Here is a 12809-nt window from a genome sequence, read left to right as displayed (position 1 = left end):
CGCCTGAATCACTGTGGGAGCTGGCTTGCCAGCGATGAACGATTACTCGGTCTTGCGCCAACACTGAATCAAAGGCAATAAAAAACCCCGCTGGCTTGCGCCAGCGGGGTTTTGCGTTACAGGGACAAGGCTGGCTTACATCATGCCGCCCATCCCACCCATGCCGCCCATGTCTGGCATACCGCCGCCAGCAGCGTTGTCTTTCTTCGGCGCGTCAGCAACAGCGGCTTCGGTGGTCAGGATCAGACCGCCGATCGACGATGCCGCTTGCAGAGCGGAACGAGTCACCTTGGTTGGGTCCAGGATGCCCATTTCAATCATGTCGCCGTATTCGCCAGTCGCAGCGTTGTAACCGAAGTTACCCTTGCCGTTCTTGACTTCGTTGACCACAACGCTTGGCTCGTCGCCGCTGTTTGCAGCGATCTGACGCAGCGGAGCTTCAACAGCGCGGCGCAGAACAGCGATACCGACGTCCTGATCAGCGTTGTCGCCTTTCAGGTCAACCAGGGTTTGCAGAGCGCGGATCAGCGCAACGCCACCGCCAGGTACCACGCCTTCTTCAACGGCTGCACGGGTTGCGTGCAGGGCGTCTTCAACGCGGGCTTTCTTCTCTTTCATTTCAACTTCGGAACCAGCGCCAACCTTGATCACTGCAACGCCGCCGGACAGCTTGGCCAGACGCTCTTGCAGTTTTTCACGGTCGTAGTCGGACGAAGTTTCGGCAACCTGAGCACGGATCTGAGTGATGCGCGCCTGGATGTCGGAATCTGCACCGGCACCGTCAACAATGATGGTGTTTTCCTTGGAAATGGTCACACGCTTGGCGCTGCCCAGGTTTTCCAGGGTAGCGGCTTCCAGGCTCAGGCCGATCTCTTCGGAGATAACGGTACCGCCGGTCAGAACAGCGATGTCCTGCAGCATGGCCTTGCGACGGTCGCCGAAGCCTGGCGCCTTGACGGCTGCGACTTTGACGATGCCACGCATGTTGTTCACAACCAGCGTCGCCAGGGCTTCGCCTTCAACGTCTTCGGAAACGATCAGCAGTGGACGGCCGGCTTTGGCAACGGCTTCCAGCACTGGCAGCATTTCACGGATGTTCGAGATCTTTTTGTCGACCAGCAGGATCAGCGGGCTGTCCAACTCGGCAACCATGGTCTCTGGCTTGTTGACGAAGTACGGGGACAGGTAGCCACGGTCGAACTGCATGCCTTCAACAACCGACAGTTCGTTTTCCAGGCCAGTGCCTTCTTCAACGGTGATCACGCCTTCTTTACCGACTTTTTCCATGGCTTCGGCAATGATGTCGCCGATGGAGTTGTCGGAGTTGGCGGAGATGGTGCCTACCTGAGCGATTGCCTTGGTGTCAGCGCATGGCTTGGACAGGTTCTTCAGCTCTTTGACGATAGCGATGGTCGCTTTGTCGATACCGCGCTTCAGGTCCATCGGGTTCATGCCGGCAGCGACGGCTTTCAGGCCTTCGTTGACGATCGACTGAGCCAGAACGGTAGCGGTGGTAGTACCGTCACCCGCGTCATCGTTGGCACGGGAGGCAACGTCTTTGACCAGCTGCGCGCCCATGTTTTCGAAGCGATCTTCGAGTTCGATTTCTTTGGCGACGGAAACGCCGTCCTTGGTGATGGTCGGAGCGCCGAAGCTCTTCTCGATGATCACGTTACGGCCTTTCGGGCCCAGGGTCGCTTTTACTGCGTCAGCCAGGACGTTGACGCCCTTGAGCATTTTTTTACGGGCGGAATCGCCAAACAGAACTTCTTTAGCAGCCATGATCGATATTCCTTAAATACTTTGTAGTAGCGGGAAAATGAACGGGGTTATCAGCCTTCGATAACAGCGAGGATTTCGTTCTCGCTCATTACCAGCAGGTCTTCGCCGTCGACTTTCACTGTGTTGCTGCCGGAGTAAGGACCGAACACAACCTTGTCGCCTTCCTTGACGGACAGTGCGCGCACTTCACCGTTTTCCAGAGCTTTGCCCGGGCCTACAGCGAGAATCACACCGTGGTTGGCTTTTTCAGCAGCCGAACCTGGCAGGACGATACCGCCAGCGGTTTTCTTTTCTTCTTCGCTGCGACGGATAACGACGCGGTCATGCAGAGGACGAAGCTTCATTGTCGATCTCTCCTAATTGTGGTTTTCATCGGCCGGTGTAGTCCCGGCGGGTTTAACAAATCCGGCCTGCGCCGGTTGCGATTCGTCGAGCGAACCGCGGAAGTCTGTCCGGTTCAATACCGGAAACCTTTCGGTGACCGATACATAAGGGCGCATAAGCTTATTACAAGGGCGGGGCGAAAAATTTTTCACTGATGTTCTGCACAAAAGCAGTCCATAAACGAACACGGCACCCGAAGGTGCCGTGTAGAGAGAGGCGTTACTTGCTGTCGCGATGTTCGAACTCGCCTTCGATCACATCACCCTCGCGGCCCAGAGGCTGACGCGGTGCGGGACCGCCACGGGGTTGCAGGTCGTCGGCGAACGCACGCTGGCGCATGGCCTGTTCTTCGGCGCGCTGGCGCATCTTGTTTGCCAGCAACCGGCGGCTGATGGGCAGCAGCATGACCAGACCGACCACATCGCTGATGAAGCCCGGCAGGATCAACAGGCCACCGGCCAATGCCAGCATCAGCCCTTCGAGCATGGTTTGCGCGGGCAATTCGCCGCGGTTCAGGCTTTCACGGGCACGCAGGGCCGTGGCCAGACCGGCGACGCGCAGCACGAACACGCCGAACATCGAGCCGAGAATGATCAGCAGCAGGGCCGGGAAAAACCCGATAGAGCCTGCCACTTTGACGAATACGAACAGCTCCAGCACTGGAAACAGCAGAAAGAGCAACAGAAAAGGGCGCATCAAAGTTTCCTCAACGCAAGAAATGCCTTGCAGTAAGCCTTAGATGACGTCGCCCTTTCGTGAATTCAAGCGTCGGCCACTTCATTTTTTGGCCAGACCTCGGCGTGAGCCAATGAAACCAAGGCTTCACGCACTTGTATCGGCGTATGACAAGGCGCCGGAAACGGCAACCAGTACAGCGCCTGACCGATGCGCAGGTGCATGCCTTCGGTGTCGATCCCGGCCAGTTGCGCCGGCACGCTTTTCGGCAGACCGGCGAGGTCGACGTAGTGCGCGATGGCTTTGGCGTGGTCACTGTTCATGTGCTCGACCATGCTGATTTCAGCCTTGCCGGCGAACGGGTTGGCCAAGGTCAGTTGATCGACCCAGTGAATCGCGCCGAAACCGCCGATGTAGCGGTGACGCACCGGGTTCAGCACCCAGAAGTCGAAATCGTGGGCCTTGTGGTAATTCTGCGAATCCGGGAAATAACGGTAGTAACGCTCGGCGGCGGCTTCGATGGCAGCCGCGTCTTCAAGCTTTTGCGCTTCGGCCAGATAAGTGAGGCGCCCCACCGCTTGTACGTCGTCAGCCTCGCGCTCGCCGACGAGCATCGAGCACTTCGGGTCTTTTTGCAGGTTGTGGGTGTGCTGTGCAATGCGGCTGATCAGGATCAGCGGCCGGCCCTGCTCGTCCAGGCAGTAAGGCACCACGGAGCCAAAGGGAAAACCGGGCATCGATTTCGAGTGCGTCGACAGCACTCCACGGTATTCCTTGAGAAGCAATTCTCGGGCATTCTTGGCCACTTCAACGCTCAATTTATGACTCCTTAAATAGAATCCGTCGAAAAAACGGACAGGCGCCCGGGATCAAGTCCCCGTCACGCCGGCGGGCAATTCTCATGTGCACTCCAGCCACGGCCGGTGCAGATCGGGCGTTGCTGAAAACAAAAACGACTCAGACCAGCTATCGGGGCATGCAAATGCAACTCAACGACAAAGTAATCATTATCACTGGCGGTTGCCAGGGTTTGGGCCGTTCCATGGCCGAGTATTTCGCCGGCAAACGCGCCAGACTCGCGCTGGTCGACCTCAATCAGGAAAAGCTCGACGACGCGGTCGCGGCCTGCAAGGCCAAAGGTATCGAGGCGCGCAGTTACCTGTGCAACGTGGCCAATGAAGAGCAGGTCGAGCACATGGTCGCTCAGGTCGCCGCCGACTTTGGCGCGATCCACGGCCTGATCAACAACGCCGGAATCCTCCGTGATGGCCTGCTGCTCAAGGTCAAGGACGGCGAAATGACCAAGATGAGCCTGGCACAGTGGCAGGCGGTGATCGACGTCAACCTGACCGGCGTGTTCCTCTGCACCCGTGAAGTGGCGGCGAAAATGGTCGAGCTGAAGAATAGCGGCGCGATCATCAATATCTCGTCGATCTCGCGTGCGGGCAACGTTGGCCAGACCAATTACTCGGCGGCCAAGTCTGGTGTGGCAGCAGCCACGGTGACCTGGGCCAAAGAGCTGGCGCGCTATGGCATTCGTGTGGCGGGCATTGCACCGGGCTTCATCGAAACCGAGATGACCCTGGGCATGAAGCCGGAAGCGCTGGAGAAAATGACATCGGGAATCCCGCTCAAGCGCATGGGCAAGCCGGAAGAGATCGCCCATTCGGCGGCGTACATCTTCGAGAACGACTACTACACCGGGCGGATTCTGGAGATGGATGGCGGCTTGCGCATCTAACCCCCCCCCACTACAAAACCAAATGTGGGAGCGAGCCTGCTCGCGAATGCGGTGTGTCATTCAACCCATTGGTTGTCTGACACACCGCATTCGCGAGCAGGCTCGCTCCCACAGTTTTTTTCAGTGTTGCTGAGTCATCAATCGTCGCTGATGGTGATATTCGGCATCGCCGGCGTCGCCGCTTCCTGCAACACGATCCGCGCGCCAACGTGGCGGGCCAGCTCCTGATAGACCATGGCAATCTGGCTGTCCGGCTCGGCGATCACCGTCGGCTTGCCGCCATCGGCCTGCTCGCGGATCAGCATCGACAGCGGCAGCGAGGCCAGCAGCTCAACGCCGTATTGGGTCGCCAGCTTCTCGCCCCCGCCTTCACCGAACAGATGCTCGGCATGCCCGCAATTCGAGCAGATGTGCACGGCCATGTTTTCCACCACGCCCAGCACCGGAATGTTGACCTTGCGGAACATTTCTACGCCTTTGCGCGCGTCGAGCAAAGCCAGATCCTGGGGTGTGGTGACGATCACCGCGCCGGCCACCGGGACTTTCTGCGCGAGCGTCAGCTGGATGTCGCCGGTGCCTGGCGGCATGTCGATGACCAGATAATCCAGATCGCCCCACGCGGTTTGCGTGACCAATTGCAGCAGCGCCCCGGAGACCATCGGCCCGCGCCAGAGCATCGGCGTGTTGTCGTCGGTGAGGAACGCCATCGACATGACCTCCACGCCGTGAGCCTTGAGCGGCACGAACCACTTCTGGTCCTTGACCTCCGGGCGGGTGCGCTCGGGAATGCCGAACATGATGCCCTGGCTCGGGCCGTAGATATCGGCGTCGAGAATACCGACCTTGGCGCCTTCACGGGCCAGAGCCAGGGCGAGGTTGGCGGCGGTGGTCGATTTGCCCACACCGCCCTTGCCGGACGCCACGGCGACCACGTTCTTGACGTTGGCCAGCCCGGGAATCTGCGCCTGGGCCTTGTGCGCGGCGATCACGCTGGTCACTTCGACCTTGGCGATAACCACGCCGTCGAGGTTTTCGATGGCCAGTTGCAGCAGTTGCGCCCAGCCGCTCTTGAACAGACCGGCGGCGTAACCGATTTCCAGCTGCACGTTGACGCGGTCACCGACGATCTCGATGTGCTTCACGCAACCGGCGCTGACCGGGTCCTGGTTCAGGTAAGGGTCGGTGTATTGGCTGAGGACGGCTTCCACCGCTGCGCGAGTGACGGCGCTCATGGGCAACTCCGATAACAAGACTGGGAATAGATGGCGGGTATCGTACCTGAAAAAGATCGCCGTCTTCGGCAGCGCCTACAGGGGATCATGTGCAGGAGCTGCCGAAGGCGGCGATCTTTTGATCTTTGCTGTTGCTCATCCAATGAAACAGGCGCACAGGGTGAAAATTATGCGCCAGCGCTTTATAGTGGCCGACCTCCGTTTCATCAAGTAGCGAAGCCCCACATGTCCGAACCACGCAAGATCCTCGTCACCAGCGCCCTGCCCTACGCCAACGGTTCGATTCACCTTGGCCATATGCTGGAATATATCCAGACCGATATGTGGGTGCGCTTCCAGAAGCATCGCGGCAACCAGTGCATTTATGTCTGCGCCGACGACGCCCACGGTTCGGCGATCATGCTGCGCGCGGAAAAAGAAGGCATCACCCCGGAACAGTTGATCGCCAATGTGCAGGCTGAACACAGCGCCGACTTTGCCGAGTTTCTGGTCGACTTCGACAACTTCCACTCCACTCACGCTGAAGAAAACCGTGAGCTGTCGAGCCAGATCTACCTCAAGCTGCGTGACGCCGGGCACATCGCACAGCGCTCGATCACCCAGTATTTCGACCCGGAAAAGAAAATGTTCCTGGCCGACCGCTTCATCAAGGGCACCTGCCCGAAATGCGGCACTGAAGACCAGTACGGCGACAACTGCGAAAAATGCGGTGCGACCTACGCCCCGACTGACCTGAAGGATCCGAAGTCGGCGATCTCCGGCGCCACCCCGGTGCTCAAGGATTCCCAGCACTTCTTCTTCAAGCTGCCAGACTTCCAGCAAATGCTGCAGACCTGGACCCGCAGCGGCACTCTGCAAGACGCCGTGGCCAACAAGATCGCCGAATGGCTGGACGCCGGCCTGCAGCAGTGGGATATCTCCCGCGATGCGCCGTACTTCGGTTTCGAGATCCCGGGCGAGCCGGGCAAATATTTCTACGTGTGGCTGGATGCGCCGATCGGCTACATGGCCAGCTTCAAGAACCTCTGCGACCGCACGCCGGAGCTGGACTTCGACGCGTTCTGGGGCAAGGACTCCACCGCCGAGCTGTACCACTTCATCGGCAAGGACATCGTTAACTTCCACGCGCTGTTCTGGCCAGCCATGCTCGAAGGCGCGGGCTACCGCAAGCCCACCGGCATCAACGTGCACGGCTACCTGACCGTCAACGGTCAGAAGATGTCCAAGTCGCGCGGCACCTTCATCAAGGCCCGCACGTATCTGGATCACCTGTCGCCGGAATACCTGCGCTACTACTACGCGGCCAAGCTGGGCCGTGGCGTTGATGACCTCGACCTGAATCTCGAAGACTTCGTGCAGAAGGTCAACTCCGACCTGGTCGGCAAAGTGGTCAACATCGCCAGCCGCTGCGCCGGTTTCATTCACAAGGGTAACGCCGGCCTGCTGGTCGACAACAATGCCGCGCCGGAACTGACCGAGGCCTTCCTCGCTGCTGCGCCAGGCATTGCCGATGCCTATGAAGCCCGTGACTTCGCCCGCGCCATGCGTGAAACCATGGCCCTGGCCGACCGCGCCAACGCCTGGATCGCCGACAAGGCGCCATGGTCGTTGAACAAGCAGGAAGGCAAGCAGGATGAAGTCCAGGCGATCTGCGCCACCGGCATCAACCTGTTCCGCCAACTGGTGATTTTCCTCAAACCGGTACTGCCGTTGCTGGCCGCCGATGCCGAGGCGTTCCTCAACGTCGCGCCGCTGACCTGGAACGACCACACCACGCTGCTGGCCAACCACCAGTTGAACGAATTCAAACCGTTGATGACCCGCATCGACCCGGTAAAAGTGCAAGCCATGACCGATGCCTCGAAAGAAGACCTGACCGCCAGCCAGACCGACACCGGTGCAGCCGCCCCGGCGGGCAATGGCGAACTGGCCAAGGATCCGCTGTCGCCGGAAATCGACTTCGACGCCTTTGCGGCGATCGACCTGCGCGTCGCCCTGATCGTCAAGGCTGAACACGTCGAAGGTGCGGACAAGCTGCTGCGCCTGACACTGGACATCGGTGACGAGCAACGCAACGTGTTCTCCGGGATCAAGAGCGCTTACCCGGATCCGTCGAAACTCGACGGGCGCCTGACCATGATGATCGCCAACCTCAAGCCACGGAAAATGAAGTTCGGTATCTCCGAAGGCATGGTGATGGCGGCCGGCCCTGGCGGTGAAGAAATCTACCTGCTGAGCCCGGACAGCGGCGCCAAGCCGGGTCAACGCATCAAGTAAGGCCCTGCAACAAATCGATCCCACCGGCGTGTCCCGCATGCCGGTGGGATTTTTCATATCTGGCCCACCCTTCGCGGGTGCCGGATAATGCCTAACCTTATGACACAGCCGCCCGTTTCCCTGGCAGAACCATGACCGAACTCGTGCTTACGCTGATCAGTACTGCGCTGCTCAACAACTTCGTGTTGCACTGGCCGCTGGGCGTCGATCCGCTGCTGGCGGGCAGTCGTCGTCAGGTGCATGCGTTGGGGTTGGCGACGTTGTGTGTGATGCTGGTCGTCGGTGTAGGCGGTTACGTGATCTGGCATTGGTTGCTGGTGCCGTTTCACCTTGAAGCCCTGCGATTGTTCGTATTTCTGCCGTTGAGCGTTTTGCTGATCGCACCACTGCTGAAACTGTTGGCGCGCGGCTTGCCTAATCTGCCCTTCGAAGGTTTGTGGCCGTTATTGCTCGGTAACGCCGGTGTCCTCGGGCTGACGCTGATCAACGCGCAAAACGACCGAGGTCTGCTGCAGGCGACAGCGCTGAGTCTCGGTGCCGGGCTGGGTTTCTGGCTGGTGCTGAGCCTGTTCAGCGATTTGCGCGAGCGCACCGCCGACAACGATATACCCCTGCCCTTTCGTGGCCTGCCGATTGATCTGATCGGCGCTGGACTGATCGCAGTGATTTTTCTCGGATTCAGTGGATTGATCAAAACATGAGTCTGATTCAACGCATCGATGCCCTCCTGCCGCAGACCCAATGCGGCAAGTGCGGCCATCCCGGATGCAAACCGTACGCGCAAGGCATCGCCGAGGGCGAGCCAATCAACAAGTGCCCGCCGGGTGGTGACGAAACCATCGCCGCGCTGGCCGAGCTGCTGAAAGTGCCGGTGCTGGAGCTGGACATCAGTCGCGGCTCGGCACCGCCGCAAGTGGCATTCATTCGTGAAGCCGAATGCATTGGCTGCACCAAGTGCATTCAGGCCTGCCCGATCGACGCGATTGTCGGCGCGGCGAAACTGATGCACACGGTCATCATCGACGAATGCACCGGATGCGATCTGTGTGTCGCACCGTGTCCGGTGGATTGCATCGAAATGCATCCATTGACGCCGAGTACATTGCCGGTCGTCGGCGGCCTCGCCTTCAGTCTCGACGAACAAAGTGCTCGCGCAGCCAAACGCGATCACGCGCGTCAACGCTTCGAGCGCCGCAACGAGCGCTTGCACCGCGAAGAACAACAGAAACAGGCGGAACGTGAAGCGCGGGCGAAACGGGCAGCGCAGCCTGAAGTGACCGCGACGGATCCAGTGCAGGCAGCATTGGAACGAGTGCGGGCGCAGAAAGCGGCCACCGTCGACGCGGCGCTGAAGAAAGCCAAGATCGATGTAGCGATGAGCCGTGCGCAATTGCACAAATCGTTGAAAGCTTTCGGCCATCCGCCGACCTTCGAGCAGCAGACACAGTTGATGGTGTTGCAGCAGCAGTTCGAAGCGGCCGAGCAGGCCTTGGCGAAACTTGAAAGCAGCGCAGCGCCTGCCCCTGCAGTCACGGCCCCGGCGAAAGACGCCGACTTGAAGCGGGCTAAAATCCAGTTGGCCATGCGCCGCGCTGAACTGAAAAAAGCCCAAACCGCCGAAGCAGCCCCCGAGCAGATCGCCGCGCTGGAACAAGCACTGCACGATGCCGAGCAGACTCTGCACGCCGCCGAAACCACAAGTGATCAGCCATTGCCTGACCTGGTGCGCGTCGAAAAACGCCCGATCGACAGCCAGCTTCGCCAGTTGAAAACCGAATTGGCCTACGCCCGCGCGGACCTCAACAAACTCGAACGGCGTGCCGACACCCCCAACGAAATCCTCGACAAGGCCCGCGCCCGCCTGCAAGACGCCGAGCGCCAGGTGCAAGATCATGTTGCCCCTTGAGGCACCGGACAATCGCCTGCAACAGGCAATGAAGCTGGTGCTGCTGGCCGCTTTGCCGGGGCTGCTCGCACTGTTCTGGCTATACGGTTGGGGCGTGTTGATCAATCTGCTGCTGGCTATCGTTACCGCGCTGATGGTCGAGGCAGCCGTCCTGCGTCTGCGTCGACAGCCCCCGCAGCCAGCGCTGAGCGACGGCAGTGCGCTGGTCAGCGCGACATTGCTGGCTGCCGCCCTGCCACCTTATTGCCCCTGGTGGCTGACGGTAACGGCCATTGCTTCGGGTCTGCTGTTCGGCAAGCACGTGTACGGCGGCGTCGGCAAAAACCCGTTCAATCCGGCCATGCTCGGGTTTGCCTTGGCCATGGTGATGTTCCCGCAACCGATGACTCAATGGCCGGCCCACGGCCTGGATCTGTCAGCAGCGTTTCAACAGGTATTCGGCGCAGGTCAGGCACCGGATGCCTGGGCGCAGGCGACGGTGCTGGATAGCCTGCGCATCAACAAAAGCCTGACCATGGACGAATTGTTCGCGAGCAATCCGGCCTTCGGTCGCTTTGGCGGACACGGTGTGGAATGGGTGAATCTGGCATTCCTCGCCGGCGGAGTGTTTTTGCTGCAGCGCCGGGTCTTCAGCTGGCATGCGCCAGTGGGCATGCTCGCCAGCCTGTTTGTCATCAGCCTGCTGTGCTGGAACGGCTCAGGGTCGGACTCGCATGGGTCACCGCTGTTCCAACTGCTCAGTGGCGCGACGATGCTGGGGGCGTTCTTTATCATCACTGAACCGGTCTCTGGCGCTAAAAGCGCGCTTGCCCGTCTGCTGTTCGGAGTCGGCGTCGGGCTACTGACTTACGTGATTCGAACCTGGGGCGGATACCCGGATGGCGTGGCGTTCGCGGTGCTGCTGACGAATCTTTGCGTGCCGGCGCTGGAGCGATTTGCCGCGGCCCGTCAGTCAGAGGTGAGCGCATGAATCGCACGGCCAGCGCGTTTATTGTGCTGCTGTTGGCGATCATCGGTGTTGCTGCGACCTATGCTGTATACCGCAGTACTGCCGCGCAAATTGCCAACGAGCAGCGCATTATCGAAAGCCGCAAGCTGCTCGACCTGCTCCCGCTCGATGCTTACGACAATCAACCGCTCGAGCAGCCCCTGGCCCTTGCAGAGATGACCTTAGCCCATAGCACCTTGACGAGCGGCTATCGCGCGACCAACCGCGGCCAGACCGTAGCGATCCTGCTGCGCAGTCAGACCCAGGGTTATGCGGGCGCCATCGAACTGTTGATCGCTATTGATGCCAACGGCAAATTGTTGGGGGTCAAAACCCTCAAACAAAGCGAAACACCAGCACTCGGCGGGCATCTGGGGGACTGGCCGAATGCCTGGCTGCAATCGTTTATCGGCACATCGAGCAATGAGCCGACAGATGCCGGTTGGGCGTTGAAAAAGGATCAGGGACAATTCGATCAGATAGCCGGTGCGACCATCACCTCGCGCGCAGCCATCAGCGCGATCCATGATGCCCTGCGCTACTTTGATGAACATCGCGCGGCACTGCTGGGGAGCGGGTCATGAACCGAACGGCAGCCCTCTCGAACACGTTGATGCTGACCCTGCTGCTTGGCACCACTGACTCATTGGCAGGTGCACTGGGGACACTATTGATGTTCGCCACTGTCGTCGGTGTTTATGGTTTGTGCATGTCTGTTTTGCGGCCACGACTCACAGAAAACAGCGTATTGCTCGCCAGCGTGTTGCTCGCTGCGACCTTCAGCGGTTGTGCAGACCTTTTCACGCAACGCTGGTTTCTGTCCTGGCAGCAGACCTTCGGCCTCTATACCACCCTGATCGCCTTGCAATGCGTGATGCTGGAGCACAATGGTTTCTGGCGCCAGTCGCGGGCCGAGCGCTTCAAACGCTGCGGCATGCTCGGCGGACTCATGCTGGGGCTCGCCGGGCTGCGCGAACTCATCGGCCACGGGACTCTCGGCCGGGGACTGTTCGAACACTGGTCAGGTTTTGTTGTATTTAGCGAAGGGCTGCACCTGATCACGTTGATCCCCGGTGCTTTTATTTTGTTGGCGCTGCTGTTGGCGGCGCGTCAGGCGATGATTCGCCCGAACTCGATATCCAAGGAAACGCATCGCCCATGAATGCTGCAAAACGTCTGGAGATTTTCCGCCGCCTGCACGAAGACAACCCGGAGCCGAAGACCGAACTGGCCTACTCCTCGCCGTTTGAATTGTTGATCGCGGTGATTCTTTCGGCGCAGTCGACGGACGTTGGCGTGAACAAGGCCACGGCCAAGCTGTTCCCGGTTGCCAACACGCCAGCGGCGATCCATGCACTGGGTGTCGAAGGTCTATCCGAATACATCAAGACGATCGGCCTCTATAACAGCAAGGCCAAGAACGTCATCGAGACCTGCCGCTTGCTGGTCGAACGCCATGGCAGCGAAGTCCCGCAAACCCGCGAGGAGCTCGAAGCCTTGCCGGGAGTCGGGCGCAAGACCGCCAACGTCGTGCTCAACACGGCTTTTCGCCAACTGACCATGGCCGTCGACACTCATATCTTTCGGGTCAGCAACCGCACCGGCATTGCACCGGGCAAAAATGTGGTCGAAGTGGAAAAGAAGCTGATGAAGTTTGTACCCAAAGAATTCCTGCTCGACTCTCATCACTGGCTGATTCTTCACGGCCGCTACGTGTGTCTGGCCCGCAAGCCACGCTGCGGCAGCTGCCGGATCGAAGACTTGTGCGAGTACAAAGACAAAACATCGGACGATTGACCCGCTATTGGAATAATTGATACGTCG

Annotated in this window: 13 protein-coding genes; 8 read left to right on the top strand and 5 right to left on the bottom strand. The window is 59.7% G+C overall.

Going from position 1 to position 12809, the window contains the following annotated elements:
• Positions 1–135: 135 nt before the first annotated feature.
• From groL to M9827_RS17510, 4 genes are all read right to left on the bottom strand, one after another.
• Positions 136–1782 carry a chaperonin GroEL gene (gene groL / locus M9827_RS17525; RefSeq protein ID WP_250606362.1) on the bottom strand — a complete coding sequence of 549 codons (1647 nt, stop codon included), beginning with the start codon at positions 1780–1782 and terminating at the stop codon, positions 136–138.
• Positions 1783–1832: 50 nt separating this feature from the next.
• On the bottom strand, positions 1833–2126 hold the full coding sequence (locus tag M9827_RS17520; protein WP_007916610.1) for a co-chaperone GroES: 294 nt from the start codon (positions 2124–2126) through the stop codon (positions 1833–1835).
• Positions 2127–2385: 259 nt separating this feature from the next.
• Positions 2386–2862 carry an FxsA family protein gene (locus tag M9827_RS17515; protein WP_123453763.1) on the bottom strand — a complete coding sequence of 159 codons (477 nt, stop codon included), beginning with the start codon at positions 2860–2862 and terminating at the stop codon, positions 2386–2388.
• Between the two features lie 65 nt (positions 2863–2927).
• Entirely contained in the window at positions 2928–3659 is a 732-nt protein-coding gene (locus M9827_RS17510; RefSeq protein ID WP_250606361.1) for a HugZ family pyridoxamine 5'-phosphate oxidase, read from the bottom strand.
• Positions 3660–3823: 164 nt separating this feature from the next.
• Between M9827_RS17510 and M9827_RS17505 the strand changes: the two genes are divergently transcribed.
• Positions 3824–4582, top strand: a complete 759-nt coding sequence (locus M9827_RS17505; protein WP_250606360.1) for an SDR family oxidoreductase — start codon at positions 3824–3826, stop codon at positions 4580–4582.
• Between the two features lie 137 nt (positions 4583–4719).
• Here M9827_RS17505 and apbC read toward each other — a convergent pair whose 3' ends face one another.
• Positions 4720–5814 carry an iron-sulfur cluster carrier protein ApbC gene (gene apbC, locus M9827_RS17500; protein WP_250606359.1) on the bottom strand — a complete coding sequence of 365 codons (1095 nt, stop codon included), beginning with the start codon at positions 5812–5814 and terminating at the stop codon, positions 4720–4722.
• A 225-nt stretch (positions 5815–6039) separates the two neighbouring features.
• Here apbC and metG point away from each other — a divergent pair, with 225 nt between their 5' ends.
• The 7 genes from metG to nth all read left to right on the top strand — a co-directional run bounded on the left by metG (position 6040) and on the right by nth (position 12782).
• A complete protein-coding gene (gene metG / locus M9827_RS17495; protein WP_250606358.1) occupies positions 6040–8091 on the top strand; it encodes a methionine--tRNA ligase in 2052 nt (683 codons plus the stop codon).
• A 131-nt stretch (positions 8092–8222) separates the two neighbouring features.
• Complete coding sequence (locus M9827_RS17490) at positions 8223–8792, top strand: electron transport complex protein RnfA (protein ID WP_250606357.1); 570 nt, start codon at positions 8223–8225, stop codon at positions 8790–8792.
• Positions 8789–9997, top strand: a complete 1209-nt coding sequence (gene rsxB / locus M9827_RS17485; protein WP_250606355.1) for an electron transport complex subunit RsxB — start codon at positions 8789–8791, stop codon at positions 9995–9997. Before M9827_RS17490 ends, rsxB begins: the two co-directional genes overlap by 4 nt.
• A complete protein-coding gene (locus M9827_RS17480; RefSeq protein WP_250606354.1) occupies positions 9984–10967 on the top strand; it encodes an RnfABCDGE type electron transport complex subunit D in 984 nt (327 codons plus the stop codon). The genes rsxB and M9827_RS17480 overlap by 14 nt, the downstream gene beginning before the upstream one ends.
• Positions 10964–11569 (top strand): RnfABCDGE type electron transport complex subunit G, encoded by a 606-nt coding sequence (locus tag M9827_RS17475; RefSeq protein WP_250606353.1) that lies wholly within the window; start codon positions 10964–10966, stop codon positions 11567–11569. The genes M9827_RS17480 and M9827_RS17475 overlap by 4 nt, the downstream gene beginning before the upstream one ends.
• Positions 11566–12147: an Rnf-Nqr domain containing protein gene (locus tag M9827_RS17470; protein WP_250606352.1), complete on the top strand. Its 582-nt coding sequence runs from the start codon at positions 11566–11568 to the stop codon at positions 12145–12147. The genes M9827_RS17475 and M9827_RS17470 overlap by 4 nt, the downstream gene beginning before the upstream one ends.
• A complete protein-coding gene (gene nth / locus M9827_RS17465) occupies positions 12144–12782 on the top strand; it encodes an endonuclease III (RefSeq protein WP_008079405.1) in 639 nt (212 codons plus the stop codon). Before M9827_RS17470 ends, nth begins: the two co-directional genes overlap by 4 nt.
• Positions 12783–12809 lie beyond the last annotated feature (27 nt).

Origin of the sequence: Pseudomonas sp. AKS31, from assembly GCF_023634765.1 — a bacterium.
Lineage (GTDB): Bacteria > Pseudomonadota > Gammaproteobacteria > Pseudomonadales > Pseudomonadaceae > Aquipseudomonas.
The sequence above is the reverse complement of the archived record's forward strand: the minus strand, read 5'-3'. Positions and strand labels throughout refer to the sequence as shown.